Raw genomic sequence first — 14,404 nt, forward strand, 5'->3', positions numbered from 1 at the left:
CCTGTCAAACAGGTTCGAAGACGATGCTGCGTTGATCCGGATCAGCCAGGACCAGCCTTAGCTTCAGATCTTCGCCCTGTCTGAGCCCCGAGGCTTTTACGTTTGCAACGACAGGCATGTCGGCAAGCTGAACGCGCACGCCATGGTCGACGACGTCGGTGACGACGGCTTTGAACGTCTCACCCTCGCGCCCCTCCAGCATGACCGCCTCGGCAAGGTCGATGGCCGCGTGGTTGATCAGCGAAGCGCGGCTATCGGCACGTCCCATCGCCTTCGGCAACCTGGCGAACGCGTCGGTGACAGCCTGGGGCACGGGCTGGCCGTTGGCGATCGCCAGCGCGCAGCGCACGACATAGCGATCGGCAAGTCGCCTGAGTGGCGCTGTCGCATGGGCATAGGTGGCGGCCATGGCCTCATGCCAGGGGACAACGCCGTCCTGATAGGGCTGGTAGGACGCGCCGGGGCTTGCATGGCGGATTTCCAGCATCAACGCTGCTTGTCGCGGATCGGTGGGATCGAGGGTTCGCTGATAGTCTCGCAAACCGGTGGAGGCCGGCCAGGACAGTCCGAGAGCCTGTGCCGCGTTGCGCAGTCTTTGAACCTTGAACGCATCCGGCCCCGACATCACCCGGAACAAACCGGTGTGATGCGCAAGCATGGCATCGGCAATCGCCATGTTGGCGGCCAGCGAAAGCGCGGCATTGTCCTGCTCGGATTGCAGCAGCGGTCTGAACGAAAGCCGGTATGTGCCATCGGCGAGCCTTTCCACCTCCTGCTCGGGTGGATCGACGCGGGAAGCCCCGCGACGCTTTTCGTTCATTGCCATGCGCCGCGCCATTTCGGCAAAGCCGGCCGGAACGTCGGAAGCCTTCACGCTGTCATAGGCGAGCTTGGCGCGGCTTTGAATGATTGCCCGCTCCGCGCCGTCCAGCTTCGTCGCACCATCCTGCGCAACCCGAACCGTGAAGATGACAGCTGGACGCGGTCCATCAGGCAACAGGCTTGCCGCACCCTCGGCAATCACCGGCGGGTAGAGCCCGGCCTTGCCGTCCGGCAAGTAAAGTGTCTCGCCCCGCGTCCAGGCTTCGAGATCCACCGTGTCGCCGTCCTCGACGAACCAGGCCACGTCGGCAATGGCATAATGCAGCAGAAGATCACTGCCGCTCGCCTCGATCGAGAATGCTTGATCAAGATCGGTGGAGGCAGCCGGGTCGAGCGTGACAAAGGGCATCGCCCTTCGATCGGCATGCTGGTCGGGCACACGTTTGGCCGCCGCATCCGCTGCGGCAACGACATCAGCCGGAAATCCATCCGGCACGTGCAATTCGGTGCGGATTTTCGCCAGGCCAGTGGAGAGAGCCTGTGAGGGATCGGTCAGAGATTTCATTCAGCCGTCCTACACTGGGGTTCCGGACACGGGAAGGCTGCCAACGAAAATCGCCAAGGGCGGCCACCGGCTGGCGCCGAGCGGATCGGGAATGAGCCATTGGCGCTGGAACCGCCGCCGAAGCGCGGCGTTTCTCCTGACAGCAAAAGGAGACCTCGCCATGCCAGCCACCTCGAAAGCCCAGCAGAAGGCCGCCGGCGCCGCACTCTCCGCCAAGCGCGGCGAGACCAAGAAAAGCGAGCTCAAAGGCGCTTCCAAGGGCATGTACGAATCGATGAATGAAAAGCAGCTCGAGGAATTCGCCGAGACGAAGCGCAAGGGTCTACCGGAGAAAAAATCCTAGGCTTGAGCGCTTCGAGCCCGACTACCTTGGAATGAAAAAGGGCCAGCGACATGCGCTGCCCGTGGGATTGTTGTGCGGAACAGCCTACCAGCGGTGGCAGTGCCGTATTCTCTCGACGATCAGCCTGCGATGACCATGCCGCCACACCACCTCTCTTTTTGACGATGACCCGGCAGACCTGCCTATGGCCGTGCCAATGGCGCCATGGCCGGTTCCGGGACGAGCACCATCAACCCTGCAAGCACCGCGGCACCTGCCAGGGTAGGAGGAACTTCTTCATGCAATCAGGCTCTCTAGCTCCAGTCCCTTCCTGGTACCGCTGGCGCAAAACCTCCCGCCACATCCGGCATCGCATCAACGCCTTGAACGCTATACTGTTTGCGCCGCGCCGCGCCACTCACGAACTTGACATCGGTTAAATCTCGGTTTAATCAGCCGCCAACGCCGGGCAGCGATGTCCGGTGTTTGTTTTGTATACGCAAGATCTGTCACGATAGCTGTTTCCGATCTTGTTTGAACTGACGTGTCCCGTGGGTTTTCCGCCGCGTTGCGTGGGAAAATCCTGTCAGGTCTCGAAAACGGAGGCCAGAGGAGGGCGCGTTTCCTTCACCCGGACCATGAGGTGCCGGGTGTGTCGTTTTGAAAAGGGAATGCGATGAGCAAGCGCGAATCCGCGAAATACAAGATCGACCGCCGTCTCGGCGAAAATATCTGGGGCCGCCCGAAGTCCCCGGTCAACAAGCGTGAATACGGCCCCGGCCAGCATGGCCAGCGCCGCAAGGGCAAGCTTTCCGACTTCGGCCTGCAGCTGCGCGCCAAGCAAAAGCTGAAGGGTCACTATGGCGACGTTTCGGAAAAGCAGTTCCGCAAGGTCTATGAAGAGGCCGATCGCCGCAAGGGCGACACCTCCGAGAACCTGATCGGCCTGCTCGAGTCGCGTCTGGACGCGGTCGTCTACCGCGCCAAGTTCGTGCCGACCATCTTCGCCGCCCGCCAGTTCGTCAACCACGGCCACGTCAACGTCAACGGCAAGCGCGTCAACATCGGCTCGTACCGCTGCAAGCCGGGCGATGTCGTCGAAGTGCGCGAAAAGTCCAAGCAGCTGGTCATCGTCCTCGAATCGGTGGGCCTCGCCGAGCGCGACGTGCCGGACTACATCGAAGCCGATCACAACAAGATGGTCGCGACCTTCTCGCGCATCCCCGGCCTCGCGGACGTTCCGTTCGCCGTGCAGATGGAACCGAACCTGGTCGTCGAATTCTATTCGCGCTAAGCGAACGTCTTTCTGCGATATCGGAAAGGCCGCCTTCGAGGCGGCCTTTTTGTTTCGGGCATCCGCTTTGCCGTTTCGATTTTGCGGCCGATGCGCTAATCCGGGCGGAAGTCACATTCAGGGGCCGCCGTGCCATGAACATGCAGCCAGACATCGAAACGCTTGAACCAGCCGCCGAAGGCGGCTCCCATCCGCTGTTCGCCGAGGTGCCGTCGTCGGTCGAGTTCAACAAATTGCGCAAGCGGCTGCTGCGGCAGACCCGCCAGGCGATCGAGGACTTTTCGATGGTGAAGCCCGGCGAGCGCTGGCTGGTGGCGCTGTCGGGCGGCAAGGATTCTTACGGTCTGCTCGCCTTGCTGCTCGACATGAAATGGCGCGGGCTGCTGCCGGTCGAATTGCTGGCCTGCAATCTCGATCAGGGCCAGCCGAATTTTCCAAAGAATATCCTGCCCGATTATCTCGACGCCAACGGCATCGCGCATCGGATAGAATACCGGGACACCTATTCGGTCGTCACCGACAAGCTCCCCGAAGGCAGCACCTATTGCTCGCTCTGCTCGCGGCTGCGGCGCGGCCATCTCTACAGGATCGCCCGCGAGGAGGGCTGTTCGGCGCTGGTGCTCGGCCATCATCGCGAGGACATCCTCGAAACCTTCTTCATGAACCTGTTCCACGGTGGTCGGCTTGCCGCCATGCCGCCAAAACTGCTCAACGACGACGGCGACGTCATGGTGTTGCGGCCGCTGAGCTACTGCGCCGAGGTCGATCTGGAAAAATTCGCCGCCGCGATGCGATTCCCGATCATCCCTTGCGATCTCTGCGGCAGCCAGGAAGGGCTGCAGCGCAACGCCATGAAGGCGATGCTCGAGGACATCGAAAAGCGCATGCCTGGTCGCAAGGACACGATGATCCGCGCCCTGTCCAACACCAGGCCGTCGCATTTGCTCGACCGAAAGCTGTTCGATTTCGCCGCCCTCAATGAAACCCTCGCGATCAGGCAAGACATTTCCGATGACATTTGACGATACCGCCATCGACTGGCTGGCCGGGATTCTGGCCGAGGCAGCCCACGCTGAAATCATGCCGCGCTTTCGCCGATTGGGCGATGGCGATATCAGGCAGAAGACTTCCGCCGCCGATCTGGTGACGGAAGCCGATGTCAACGCCGAGCGGCTGATCACCGCCAGGCTGCGCGAGCGCTATCCGTCGGCCATGGTCGTGGGCGAGGAGGCCTGCTCCGACAATCCGGCGCTGCTCGATGGCTTGGGCGATGCCGAATTGGCATTCACCGTCGATCCGGTGGACGGCACCTTCAATTTCGCATCCGGCGTGCCGCTGTTCGGCGTCATGCTGGCGGTCGTGGTCAGGGGCGAGACGGTCGCGGGCATCATCCATGATCCGGTCGGCAAGGATTGGCTCATCGCCGCCAAAGGCGCCGGCAGCCATATCAGGCATGCCCATGGCAGCCTGGAGAAAGTGCATGTAGCGGCGCCCGTGCCGATCTCGCAAATGACGGGCGCGGTATCCTGGCAATATCTCGACGAGCCGGAGCGCTCACGCCTCGCTCGTAACCAGACCAAGGCACTGTCGCAATTCGGCTATCGCTGCGCCGCCCACGAATATCGCTTGCTGGCCAGCGGACATGCGCATTTTGTCGTCTACAACAAGCTGATGCCCTGGGATCATCTGCCCGGCGTGCTGATCCACCAGGAAGCCGGCGGCCATGCCGCGCGCATCGACGGCAGCGCCTATCTGCCGTCCCATGTCGACGGCGGTCTGCTTGTCGCACCGGACCAGGACAGCTGGCAGGACCTGCGCCACGAATTGTGGGCGGAATAGGATCAATTCCTGTGGCTTGAACTGTTGGGTTGTGCGGGTTGAATCGGTGCGTTTGGCGGAGGCTCCCGAATGAAACGTCGGTTCGCGGTTTTTGCGGCACTTGCCTTGTTTGCGAATTGCAACGGGGCACTCTCGCAAGAGCATCCCTGCCGTAGCACCGATCCCATCGACACCATCAAGGAGATGTCGGACGCCATCTATGCATGCTGGCGGCCGCCGCCAGGAACCGCGGGCATGTCCTTGACGCTGCGGTTCTCGCTCCGCCGCAACGGCACCCTGATCGGCAAGCCTCGTGCCACCTATTCCGACCTGGGAACCGATTCCCAGCTCGGCCGGGCCTTCGTGGCATCCATCCTCAAGGCGCTCGACGACGATTTGCCGTTGCCCTTTTCAGATGGCATGGGTGGAGCGATCGCGGGGCGGATGCTTTCTCCTCGCTTCACGGCGTCGCTCGAAGGTACATCCTGACCACCCGCAAACGACAAGTCAGTGCAGGTCGGTGACGTGCCCTGAGACGGGTGCGTTCTGCGGCTGGAACATCTTGCCGCGCTCGGCAATCAGGATCATCAGCAGCGCCGCGACGGAGACGCTACAGAAGCCGGCGGCCAGCGGCGTCACCGTGCCGTTGAAAGCCTGGCCGATCAGCGTGCCGAGAATGCCGCCGAGAAACGTCTGCATGAAACCCAGAATGGACGACGCCGTGCCGGCCAGTTGGCCGAGCGGCTCCATGGCCAACGCGTTGAAATTCGCGCCTAGGCAGCCAAACGGCAGCATGGCACCGGCAAAGAAAGTGATGAACAGCCAGAGCGGCATCTTCATTTCCAGTGAAACCACGAGCCAGGCCAGGCTGATCACCAGAAACAGCAGCAGCGCGCCTTGCGACAGGCGGCGCATGCCGATACGTCCGACGAGGCGCGAGTTGAGATAGTTGGAGAAGGCGAGCACGCCGGCGACACCGGCGAAGATGACGGGAAACATCTCGCCGACGTTGAAGATGTTGACATAGATCTGCTGCGCCGAGGCGATGAAGCCGAACATGGCGCCGAAGATGAACGTGCTGGCGAAGGCATAGCAGAGCGCGATGCGGTTGGTGAGCACGATGCGGAAGCCTCCGAGAATGGAGGAAACCGTCAGTGGCCGGCGATACTCGGGATGCAGCGTCTCGGGCAGGCGCAGCAGCGACCATGCCGACACGACCAGCGCGCCGACGGCCATGGTGACGAAGATCCAGTGCCAGGTCGCGAACAGCATGATGAACTGGCCAATGCCTGGCGCCACGACCGGAATGGCCATGAACACCATGAAGATCAGCGACATGACTTCGGCCATACGCCGGCCGTCGAATGTATCGCGCACGATCGAGACCGCGATCACGCGCGTGGCGGCCGCGCCGATGCCTTGCACGGCGCGGCATATCAAAAGTGTCTCGAAGCTCGGCGCGATTGCGGCCGCGGCGGCGGCCGCCACGTAGATGATCAGGCCGGCGACGAGCGGCGAACGGCGCCCGTAACGGTCCGAGATCGGCCCGAAGAACAACTGGCCGCCGCCGAAACCCAGTATGTAGGCGGTGACCACATATTGCCTGTGGTTTTCATTCTCGACGCCGAGCGAGGCGCCGATCTGCTGCAGCGCCGGCAGCATGATGTCGATAGCCAGCGAATTGAGCGCCATCAGCGCCGCGCAGAGCGCGATGAACTCCCAGCGCGGAATGGGCAATTGGCTTGCCCCGGGCAAGGTGCTTGCCCCTTGCGGCGCTGATTTCTGCTGGTCCACGGCAAGTCCGATCTCTCAAACGAAAACGCGCCGGCGGGCCGGCGCATTGGCTCGTGCTGATCCCGGAATCCGGGATGTAAAAACTGCCGGGGTGGGGCAGCCCTGGTGGTCGGGGGCATGTCGATATCGACATGGCCCAAACCGAAGTCAGGCGGCGCCTTTGACGCTCACGCCCTTCTCGACGAGGAAGGTCTGCAATTCGCCAGCCTGGAACATTTCGCGGATGATATCGCAGCCGCCGACGAATTCGCCCTTGACGTAGAGCTGCGGGATCGTCGGCCAGTTGGAATAGTCCTTGATGCCCTGGCGCAATTCGGCGGAATCCAGGACGTTCACGCCTTTGTAGTCGGCGCCGATATAGTCGAGGATCTGGACGACCTGGCCGGAAAACCCGCATTGCGGAAAGCCGGGCGTGCCCTTCATGAAAAGGACGACGTCGTTGCCCTTCACTTCATTGTCGATGTAGTCGTTGATACCGCTCATGGAATATCCTTTCACGCCCGTGGGAGTCAGGCTCGAAGCATGTCTTTCAAATAAACCCATAGGTTGCCCGAAACAAGACTTTAGCCATGCCATCACCCGAATGGCGCAAAGAATGGGCCGTTTTGGGCCAAGCGTGTCGGCGGGAAATGCCTCAGTCGGGAACGCTGGTCTGCAGCGCCAGCGCGTGCAGTACGCCACCCATATTGCCCTTCAGCGCGTCATAGACCATCTGGTGCTGCTGAACGCGGCTTTTTCCCCGAAAGCTCTCGGCCACCACTTCGGCCGCGTAATGGTCGCCATCGCCGGCGAGGTCGCGGATCGTCACGCGAGCGTCCGGGATGCCGTCCTTGATCAGTTTTTCGATGTCGTGCGCGTCCATTGCCATTGCAGAATTTCCTGTTTCGGGAGGGCGGCGGCGCGGCGGCCCGTGCGATGAGAGTCGGCCAAGCCTAGAGCCTTTCCAATCCGGATTGAAGCGGTTCCGTCCAGTGTCCGTTCTGTTGGTGCTCAGGAGATGGTTTCGCCCGGTCCCTGCGCCGGCTCGTCCTCGCGCATCGAAAAGGCACGGCCGAGGCTGAAGACCAGCACGTAGAGCGGGATGTTGACCGCCAGGTTGGCAATCGGCAGATAGCTGGTCATTTGCCAGGCTGACGAGAAGAACGGCTGGCCGTAACCATCGCAGACAAGCGAAGACCCATACTCCCACAAGGCTCCCAAAACAGCCGAGACGGCGAAAAGCTTGATGCAGGTGACGACGTGCCTTGCCCGCGTTGGCTCCGGCAGCAGCCGGTTCCAGAGCACCAGGCAGACGATCGGAACCCCATAGATGAGGTTCTGCAGGACAAGCATCGGAAGCGTATCATTGGCCGCGGCCAGAAACTCCGCGCGTGTTTCCAGCCTGGTACAAACCTCACTCGAGGTCGTCGACAGCAGGAAGAAGACGAACGGCCCGAGGCACCAGAAGAAGAACAGCGACGGCCAGAAGACGACTGCAAGCAGCGCCCGTACGGCCAGTTTCTTATGATTGAGCAGGATCTTCTTCCGAAAACCGGTTTCCACTTTTCGGGATCATGCTCTCGTCAACTGGCCTGGTCCATGAAGCGGGGGAACCAGCCTTCATGGGCGGCGGTCAGATCGCTGACCGGGATTGCCCTGGCATCGCCGAGCTTCAGCGCGTTGCCTCCCGTCGAGCCGATCCACGGCGCGAAGATGCCGAGTTCGCCCTGCTGCTTGCGGATAGCATCCCATTCATCGCCATGCGGATCGATCGACAGCGTCAGGAGATAGCGGCCCTGGTCTTCGCCGAACCAGACCGGGATCGGATCGGTGCCGACAAGCCCGGGAACGGTCGCGCCGATGCCGGACGCCATCGCCATTTCGGCCAAGGCCACCGCAATGCCGCCGTCTGAGACGTCATGTGCCGCCGTGACGATGCCGGACGCGATCAGCGAACGCACATGGTCACCGACGCGCTTCTCGTGCTCGAGATCGACCGGAGGCGGCGGGCCATCGTTGCGGCCGTGGATATCCCTGAGATAGGCCGACTGGCCAAGATGCGTGCCCCAGGAAGCCGGCGCGCCGACCAGCAGGATCATCTGGCCTTCCGCCGCAAAGCCGATCCGCGCCATCTTCGACCAGTCCGATATCAGGCCGACGCCGCCGATGGTCGGTGTCGGCAGGATGCCCTGGCCGTTGGTTTCGTTGTAGAGCGAGACGTTGCCGGACACGATCGGGAAGCCGAGCGCCCGGCAGGCATCGCCGATGCCTTTCACGGCGCCGACCAGCTGGCCCATGATCTCCGGCCGTTCGGGATTGCCGAAATTGAGATTGTCGGTGGCGGCGAGCGGCAGCGCGCCGGTGGCGGTCAGGTTGCGCCAGCATTCGGCCACCGCCTGCTTGCCGCCCTCATAAGGGTCGGCCTCGCAATAGCGCGGCGTCACGTCGGAGGAGAAAGCCAGCGCCTTGGTCGGATGGCCCTCGACCCGCACCACGCCGGCATCCCCGCCAGGAAGCTGCAGCGAATTGCCCTGGATCAGCGTGTCGTACTGTTCCCACACCCAGCGGCGTGACGACAGGTCCGGTCCGCCGAGCAACTTCAACAGCGCATCGGCGAGATCGGCCTGCGGGATATCGTTGGCGGCAAACGGCGCCCGCTTCTTCGGCTCGACCCACGGACGATCGTATTCCGGTGCTTTGTCGCCAAGGTCCTTGATCGGCAGGTCGGCGACCTCGTCGCCCTGGTGCCGCACGCGGAAGCGCAGATCGTCGGTGGTCTTGCCGACGATGGCGAAGTCGAGGCCCCACTTGTGGAAGATCGCCTCGGCTTCCTTTTCCTTTTCGGGACGCAGCACCATCAGCATGCGTTCCTGACTTTCCGACAGCATCATCTCGTAGGCGCTCATACGCTCTTCGCGCACCGGCACCTTGTCGAGGTCGAGCTCGATGCCGAGGTCGCCCTTGGCACCCATTTCGACGGCAGAACAGGTAAGGCCGGCCGCACCCATGTCCTGGATGGCGATGACGGCGCCCGAGGCCATCAGTTCGAGGCAGGCCTCCAACAGGCATTTTTCGGTGAAGGGGTCGCCGACCTGCACTGTCGGGCGCTTCTCGTCGATCTTGTCGTCGAACTCGGCCGACGCCATGGTGGCGCCGCCGACACCGTCGCGGCCGGTCTTGGCGCCGAGGTAGACGACAGGCAGGCCGACGCCCTTGGCTTCGGACAGGAAAATGGCATTGGTCTTGGCAAGGCCTGCGGCGAAGGCGTTGACCAGGATGTTGCCGTTGTAGCGGGCGTCGAAATTGACCTCGCCGCCAACCGTCGGCACGCCGAAGGAATTGCCGTAGCCGCCGACGCCCGAAACCACGCCGGCGACGAGATGCCTGGTCTTGGGATGGTCGGGAGCACCGAAGCGCAGCGCGTTCATCGCCGCGATCGGCCGCGCGCCCATGGTGAAGACATCGCGCAAGATGCCGCCGACGCCGGTCGCCGCACCCTGATAGGGCTCGATGAAGGAGGGGTGATTGTGGCTTTCCATCTTGAAGACGACGCAGTCGCCGTCGCCGATGTCGACCACGCCCGCATTCTCGCCCGGGCCCTGGATGACCTGCGGACCTGTGGTCGGCAAGGTGCGCAGCCATTTCTTCGAGGATTTGTAGGAGCAGTGCTCGTTCCACATCGCCGAGAAGATGCCGAGTTCGGTAAAGCTCGGTTCGCGTCCGACGAGGTCGAGGATGCGCTGATATTCGTCGGGCTTCAGCCCATGCGCGGCGATGAGCTCTGATGTGATCGGTACGGAATTGGAAATGGTCATGGGCGGCGATTTATGTCCATGGAGCAGGGATTTTGAGTCTCCTCTTATCGCAAGCTTTGCGGCCGATACACCCGTCGGCGGAGGAAAAAGGCAGAAAGCAACAGGGTGATGACCCCGATGGGTCTTTCGTACGCGACGAAAGACGCCGCCAGCTATTGCAGCCCTGCAAAGTCAAATGGGGAACGCCATGATGTCCCAGCCGTTAGGTCCCTATCACCCAGGAGACAGCACGATGGCTACCAAGCAAGGCAAGAACGACAATCGCCTCTCGGACAAGGAGGCCCTCCATATCGCGGAGACCACCGACGTTTCGCCCCGGCAGGCCAAGGAATTGGCTGAGAAGCACGGCAAGGACAAGGCCGAGAAGGAAGCCAAGAACTTCAAGGCCGAAGGCTGATCCGGGTCCGGTGCTGACAAGTCCCGGTTTCGCAGGGCGGCATATTGAGGCAAGCAGGGCGGGTGGCCGCGAAAGGTTCAGGAAAAACTGTCGTAGCCCGCGCGGCCCTCGTCCAGCAGCCGCCTGATTACCGCGACGCCGCCGGCAATATCCTCGCGCCGCCTCGGCTGCGAAACGCCGAAGCGCACCCCATGGAAAACCCGCTCCGAGCGCCCCGCCTTGAACTCATCCTCGTCGTCGATCAGCACGCCGTGCTCGAGACAGGCATTCTTGAACGTGCCGGAAAGCCAGGGATCGGGCAGGGTGAGCCAGACGAACGGAACTTTGTCGTGCGATTTGAATGAGAAGCCTGCCAAGCTTTCGCGCACAATGGACATGCGGGCGCCGATCTCCGCGATGCTGCGTTTGCGGATTTCGCTGGCCTGGCCGGAAAGCACCAGCCGGGCATTCACCTCCGCCAACAGGAACGGCATGCCGCCGGTCATCATCTTGTGGGCGACGCGGATGCGATGGCGATAGGCGGGCGGGCAGGACAGCCAGCCGCCACGCAGACCGGCGGCGACCGATTTCGACAGGCCGCCGGCAATGATGGTGCGTTCGGGCGCAAATTCGGCAAGCAGCGGTGTCGGATCGTCGGTCAGATGGCCGTAGAGGTCATCCTCGATCAGGATGACGTTGTATTCACGGGCGACACGCGCGATGGCCTCGCGGCGCGCCGGTGACAAGGTCACCAGGGTCGGATTCTGCGCCGTCGGCATCAGAAAGACCATCTTGGGGTGCTTTTGTGCGCAGACGCGTTCGAAATCCGCCGGATCGAGGCCTTCATCGTCCGATGCCACCAGCGCGGTGCGCCGGCCGATCAGGCCGGCGCTGCGGGAAATTTGCGAGTAGGTGAGGTGCTCGAAGGCGACATAGTCGCCGGGCGTGGTCAGGGCCGCGATCGCGGCCATCACCGCGGCATGGGTGCCGAGGGTGGGGACGATTGTATCGGTCGTTGGCCGGAAGGAGTTTCGTGACAGCCACCGGGCGCCGGCTTCGTACCAGCGATCAGGAAAATCGCGCGTGTAGCTCGAAATCTCATGCGGATGGTCCTGCGCGGCACGCGAGAGCACGTCGGCGACAATGGCGCCCTGGCCAATGTCGGGGGCTGCCGTGCTGTCGAACCGCAGCTTGTCCTTGGGGGCGTCGACATAACGCGTTCCTTCGACGCTGGCGTCGGGCGCCTCTGGCTTTGTAATGGCAATGTTTTCGCCGAGCACATAGGTCCCCCGTCCGACCTCGCCACTGACGAGGCCGCGCTCACGCAGCAATTGATAGGCCCGCCCGACCGTGCCGACAGTGGCGCCGATGTCGTAGGCGAGATCGCGCTGTGGCGGCAGTTTTGCCCCCGCGCCGATCACTCCCCGGTCGATATCCGCCTCGATGGAATCCGCGAGGCGCTGATACAGCGGACCTGAACCCGTGAGATCTGGAATCCAATTTGTCATGGTGACAATTTTCTATATTGCACCGTTTCGGGAGTCAATACATATCAATGAGGCACTAAAAAGGGTGCAATCGATAATTTTGGCAGAAAGAAAATGGATACAATCGCAACATTCCGCCACTCGGCGACCGAATTGCTCGGCCAGCCGACCCGCCCGTCCGGGCAGCGCGGCTTCGCCAGCCGGCTTGTGCAAGTGGTCAGGTCGCTGGCGAAATGGATCGGCCATCTGCTGGAGCGCCGGCGCGGCCGGCTGGCATTGCTGGAGATGACCGACGATCAGCTCAAGGACATCGGCATCTCGCGCTGCGACGCCCACCGCGAGGGCATCAAGCCGCTGTGGGAATAGCGACCGGTCTATCGGTGGCCTTTTCTCCTGAGGCGCCCGACACCGTGATCGATGAAAACGGCGACGACGCATATCACCAGGAACAGCGCGGTGATGGCGAGCGCCGCGACAGTGACGCTCCCGACGCCGTTCTTGGCGATATCGAGGAAGGGGTAGGGCACCTCGCCCGCCAGCGGCGCCCGCGCCAGCGAATAGACCAGATAGGCGATGGGATAGACAACCCACCAGGAGACGTCGCTCCATCGCGTTCTGCCGTCGGCGCCTGATATCAGCCACCACAGCACGAACAGCACCGGCGTCACATAGTGCAGCAGGACGTCGCAGAGCAGGAACAGGCCCTGCGGCTGCCAGAGCCGCGCCAGTACCGTGGCATAGACGATGAAGACCAGGGTGATCGAGACCGCGACGCACGCGCGCATCCGGGGGCCGGCAAAGGCAGGCAGCCAGGCATAGCCGCTGGATGACAACAGCGAGATGTGGACCAGCACGGCGCCAATGTTGGTCAGGATGGTGAAGAAGCTGAAATAGAACACGATCGAGCCGAGCAGGCCGCGGCCCGCTTCCATCGATGCCGGAATGGTGATCGAGAACTGCAGGACGAGCGCGATCAGGCCAACAACCAATCCCGCGATCTGCAGGAACCGGCCCATGGCTGGCTCAAGCGGTGGCTGCGCAGGTCGGATTGCCCGCCTGCCAGCGCGCGATATCAGAACTGATGCGGCCGCCGAGCGGGTCGTTCATCAACGGTCCGAAGACGTCGACACGGCTTGAATTCCCCTGCGCCTGCACGACCAGCAACGGTTTGCCGCCATAGTGCTTGGCCGGCACCAGAAGGAAGCGCGGCGTGCCGCTGAACGAGTTCAGCTCATTGGCCATCTGATACTGCTTGAAGGCCGGATCCTTGCTGGCGATCCAGCATTTGTGGGCTGCTATCGCGACCTGTTCCATGGCCAGCAGCGCAGCACTCTTGCCCGAGGGCACAGGCGTGCTCTTCGGGGTCGATTGGCACGATGCCAGGGCAAAGCCTGCCGCGGCGACGAAGGCGACCGTCTTGCTCTTGATCAAGCGGCACCCATCTCGAGTTCGGACAGGAAGATCTTCAGGCCGTCTGTCATCTCGCCCCATACCCTGGACAATGCGGGATGCTGCGAGGCGATCTGCTCATAGGCATCGAATTTGGGATAGGCGTCGAGCAGGTCGTGGCGACCTGTCATGGCGCGGAAATTGTTGAAGATGAACCGCGTCGGCGTCAGCCAGGCATCGGCAAAGCTGATGTCGCTGCCGAGCGCGAAGGGGCCTTGCGCCATCCGCGCCTGGATGGCCGCCAGCCCATGGTGGAGACGGGCGAATTGGGCTTCGATCTCGGCATTGTTGCGCTTCGGCATGAAATGCAGCTCGAAAAGCTTCATTGTCGGCGTCAACACGTCGAGGTCGGTGATGCGGGCGAACATGCGCACCAGCGCGCGGTCCTTGGAATCGGGCGGCAACAGCGCCGGTTCCGGAAACCGCTCCTCGAGATATTCGGCGATGACCACCGATTCGACGATGGTTTCGCCCGAGCCGGTGATCAGCACCGGAATGCGGTTCATCGGCGAGATGGCCCGAAACTCTTCGGGGATCGGAAAACCCGGCGGCGGCGCGATGATCTTGAGCGGCACGTCCTTGATATAGGCCAGTGCGCGCACGATCGACGAGTAGGGCGACAACGGCCGCGAATAGAGTTTCATGACCGTCTCTCCCTCACCCTATGATTTTGAATTGCCGCA

Annotated in this window: 17 protein-coding genes; 7 read left to right on the plus strand and 10 right to left on the minus strand. The window is 62.5% G+C overall.

The annotated features are described in order from the left end of the window. Positions 1 to 4: 4 nt before the first annotated feature. The gene (locus tag EN861_RS14490; protein ID WP_127279223.1) at positions 5 to 1,387 is read right to left on the minus strand and encodes an RNB domain-containing ribonuclease; all 1,383 of its coding nucleotides are present in this window, start codon (positions 1,385 to 1,387) and stop codon (positions 5 to 7) included. Positions 1,388 to 1,547: 160 nt separating this feature from the next. On the opposite strand from EN861_RS14490, the gene EN861_RS14495 reads away from it, so the two are divergent. The 5 genes from EN861_RS14495 (at position 1,548) to EN861_RS14515 (ending at position 5,310) form a co-directional block, all read left to right on the plus strand. Beyond that, entirely contained in the window at positions 1,548 to 1,730 is a 183-nt protein-coding gene (locus EN861_RS14495) for a DUF3008 family protein (protein ID WP_015318153.1), read from the plus strand. Positions 1,731 to 2,385: 655 nt separating this feature from the next. Next, positions 2,386 to 3,003 (plus strand): 30S ribosomal protein S4, encoded by a 618-nt coding sequence (rpsD, locus tag EN861_RS14500; protein ID WP_013895883.1) that lies wholly within the window; start codon positions 2,386 to 2,388, stop codon positions 3,001 to 3,003. Between the two features lie 134 nt (positions 3,004 to 3,137). Next, the gene (gene ttcA, locus EN861_RS14505) at positions 3,138 to 4,025 is read left to right on the plus strand and encodes a tRNA 2-thiocytidine(32) synthetase TtcA (RefSeq protein WP_127869557.1); all 888 of its coding nucleotides are present in this window, start codon (positions 3,138 to 3,140) and stop codon (positions 4,023 to 4,025) included. Further along, positions 4,015 to 4,842: an inositol monophosphatase family protein gene (locus EN861_RS14510; RefSeq protein ID WP_127281100.1), complete on the plus strand. Its 828-nt coding sequence runs from the start codon at positions 4,015 to 4,017 to the stop codon at positions 4,840 to 4,842. Before ttcA ends, EN861_RS14510 begins: the two co-directional genes overlap by 11 nt. A gap of 69 nt (positions 4,843 to 4,911) precedes the next feature. Next, a complete protein-coding gene (locus EN861_RS14515) occupies positions 4,912 to 5,310 on the plus strand; it encodes a cell envelope integrity protein TolA (RefSeq protein WP_127869556.1) in 399 nt (132 codons plus the stop codon). A gap of 18 nt (positions 5,311 to 5,328) precedes the next feature. Here EN861_RS14515 and EN861_RS14520 read toward each other — a convergent pair whose 3' ends face one another. The 5 genes from EN861_RS14520 to purL form a co-directional block, all read right to left on the minus strand. After that, complete coding sequence (locus EN861_RS14520) at positions 5,329 to 6,552, minus strand: multidrug effflux MFS transporter (RefSeq protein WP_189343646.1); 1,224 nt, start codon at positions 6,550 to 6,552, stop codon at positions 5,329 to 5,331. Between the two features lie 210 nt (positions 6,553 to 6,762). Further along, the gene (gene grxD / locus EN861_RS14525) at positions 6,763 to 7,098 is read right to left on the minus strand and encodes a Grx4 family monothiol glutaredoxin (protein WP_013895877.1); all 336 of its coding nucleotides are present in this window, start codon (positions 7,096 to 7,098) and stop codon (positions 6,763 to 6,765) included. A 151-nt stretch (positions 7,099 to 7,249) separates the two neighbouring features. Then, positions 7,250 to 7,483 carry a BolA family transcriptional regulator gene (locus EN861_RS14530; RefSeq protein WP_015318146.1) on the minus strand — a complete coding sequence of 78 codons (234 nt, stop codon included), beginning with the start codon at positions 7,481 to 7,483 and terminating at the stop codon, positions 7,250 to 7,252. A 122-nt stretch (positions 7,484 to 7,605) separates the two neighbouring features. Continuing rightward, positions 7,606 to 8,157: a hypothetical protein gene (locus tag EN861_RS14535; RefSeq protein ID WP_245464455.1), complete on the minus strand. Its 552-nt coding sequence runs from the start codon at positions 8,155 to 8,157 to the stop codon at positions 7,606 to 7,608. 20 nt (positions 8,158 to 8,177) lie between these two features. Next, positions 8,178 to 10,409 (minus strand): phosphoribosylformylglycinamidine synthase subunit PurL, encoded by a 2,232-nt coding sequence (gene purL, locus EN861_RS14540; protein ID WP_127869555.1) that lies wholly within the window; start codon positions 10,407 to 10,409, stop codon positions 8,178 to 8,180. A gap of 232 nt (positions 10,410 to 10,641) precedes the next feature. On the opposite strand from purL, the gene EN861_RS35450 reads away from it, so the two are divergent. Further along, a complete protein-coding gene (locus tag EN861_RS35450) occupies positions 10,642 to 10,806 on the plus strand; it encodes a hypothetical protein (RefSeq protein ID WP_167531216.1) in 165 nt (54 codons plus the stop codon). Between the two features lie 77 nt (positions 10,807 to 10,883). On the opposite strand, the gene EN861_RS14545 is transcribed toward EN861_RS35450, so the two are convergent. Then, the gene (locus EN861_RS14545; RefSeq protein WP_127279751.1) at positions 10,884 to 12,293 is read right to left on the minus strand and encodes a PLP-dependent aminotransferase family protein; all 1,410 of its coding nucleotides are present in this window, start codon (positions 12,291 to 12,293) and stop codon (positions 10,884 to 10,886) included. A 93-nt stretch (positions 12,294 to 12,386) separates the two neighbouring features. On the opposite strand from EN861_RS14545, the gene EN861_RS14550 reads away from it, so the two are divergent. Continuing rightward, positions 12,387 to 12,638 carry a DUF1127 domain-containing protein gene (locus EN861_RS14550; RefSeq protein WP_127279750.1) on the plus strand — a complete coding sequence of 84 codons (252 nt, stop codon included), beginning with the start codon at positions 12,387 to 12,389 and terminating at the stop codon, positions 12,636 to 12,638. Positions 12,639 to 12,646: 8 nt separating this feature from the next. On the opposite strand, the gene EN861_RS14555 is transcribed toward EN861_RS14550, so the two are convergent. Genes EN861_RS14555 through EN861_RS14565 form a run of 3 tightly spaced genes read right to left on the minus strand, consistent with a single transcriptional unit; the run spans position 12,647 to position 14,365 of the window. Continuing rightward, a complete protein-coding gene (locus tag EN861_RS14555; RefSeq protein WP_127869554.1) occupies positions 12,647 to 13,288 on the minus strand; it encodes a Pr6Pr family membrane protein in 642 nt (213 codons plus the stop codon). Positions 13,289 to 13,295: 7 nt separating this feature from the next. Continuing rightward, positions 13,296 to 13,703 (minus strand): hypothetical protein, encoded by a 408-nt coding sequence (locus tag EN861_RS14560; RefSeq protein WP_127280768.1) that lies wholly within the window; start codon positions 13,701 to 13,703, stop codon positions 13,296 to 13,298. Beyond that, a complete protein-coding gene (locus EN861_RS14565) occupies positions 13,700 to 14,365 on the minus strand; it encodes a glutathione S-transferase family protein (protein ID WP_127280767.1) in 666 nt (221 codons plus the stop codon). The genes EN861_RS14560 and EN861_RS14565 overlap by 4 nt, the downstream gene beginning before the upstream one ends. Positions 14,366 to 14,404: the final 39 nt, after the last annotated feature.

It is taken from the genome of Mesorhizobium sp. M8A.F.Ca.ET.218.01.1.1 (assembly GCF_004791165.1).
Lineage (GTDB): Bacteria > Pseudomonadota > Alphaproteobacteria > Rhizobiales > Rhizobiaceae > Mesorhizobium.

Bases quoted from the DNA above. Each gene is read 5' to 3' on its own strand.
- EN861_RS14495 (WP_015318153.1), top strand. From the start codon at position 1,548: ATGCCAGCCACCTCGAAAGCCCAGCAGAAGGCCGCCGGCGCCGCACTC.
- EN861_RS14490 (WP_127279223.1), bottom strand. From the start codon at position 1,387: ATGAAATCTCTGACCGATCCCTCACAGGCTCTCTCCACTGGCCTGGCG.
- EN861_RS14555 (WP_127869554.1), bottom strand. From the start codon at position 13,288: ATGGGCCGGTTCCTGCAGATCGCGGGATTGGTTGTTGGCCTGATCGCG.
- EN861_RS14515 (WP_127869556.1), top strand. From the start codon at position 4,912: ATGAAACGTCGGTTCGCGGTTTTTGCGGCACTTGCCTTGTTTGCGAAT.
- EN861_RS14565 (WP_127280767.1), bottom strand. From the start codon at position 14,365: ATGAAACTCTATTCGCGGCCGTTGTCGCCCTACTCGTCGATCGTGCGC.
- grxD (WP_013895877.1), bottom strand. From the start codon at position 7,098: ATGAGCGGTATCAACGACTACATCGACAATGAAGTGAAGGGCAACGAC.
- EN861_RS35450 (WP_167531216.1), top strand. From the start codon at position 10,642: ATGGCTACCAAGCAAGGCAAGAACGACAATCGCCTCTCGGACAAGGAG.
- EN861_RS14510 (WP_127281100.1), top strand. From the start codon at position 4,015: ATGACATTTGACGATACCGCCATCGACTGGCTGGCCGGGATTCTGGCC.
- EN861_RS14545 (WP_127279751.1), bottom strand. From the start codon at position 12,293: ATGACAAATTGGATTCCAGATCTCACGGGTTCAGGTCCGCTGTATCAG.
- EN861_RS14530 (WP_015318146.1), bottom strand. From the start codon at position 7,483: ATGGCAATGGACGCGCACGACATCGAAAAACTGATCAAGGACGGCATC.
- EN861_RS14550 (WP_127279750.1), top strand. From the start codon at position 12,387: ATGGATACAATCGCAACATTCCGCCACTCGGCGACCGAATTGCTCGGC.
- purL (WP_127869555.1), bottom strand. From the start codon at position 10,409: ATGACCATTTCCAATTCCGTACCGATCACATCAGAGCTCATCGCCGCG.
- rpsD (WP_013895883.1), top strand. From the start codon at position 2,386: ATGAGCAAGCGCGAATCCGCGAAATACAAGATCGACCGCCGTCTCGGC.
- ttcA (WP_127869557.1), top strand. From the start codon at position 3,138: ATGAACATGCAGCCAGACATCGAAACGCTTGAACCAGCCGCCGAAGGC.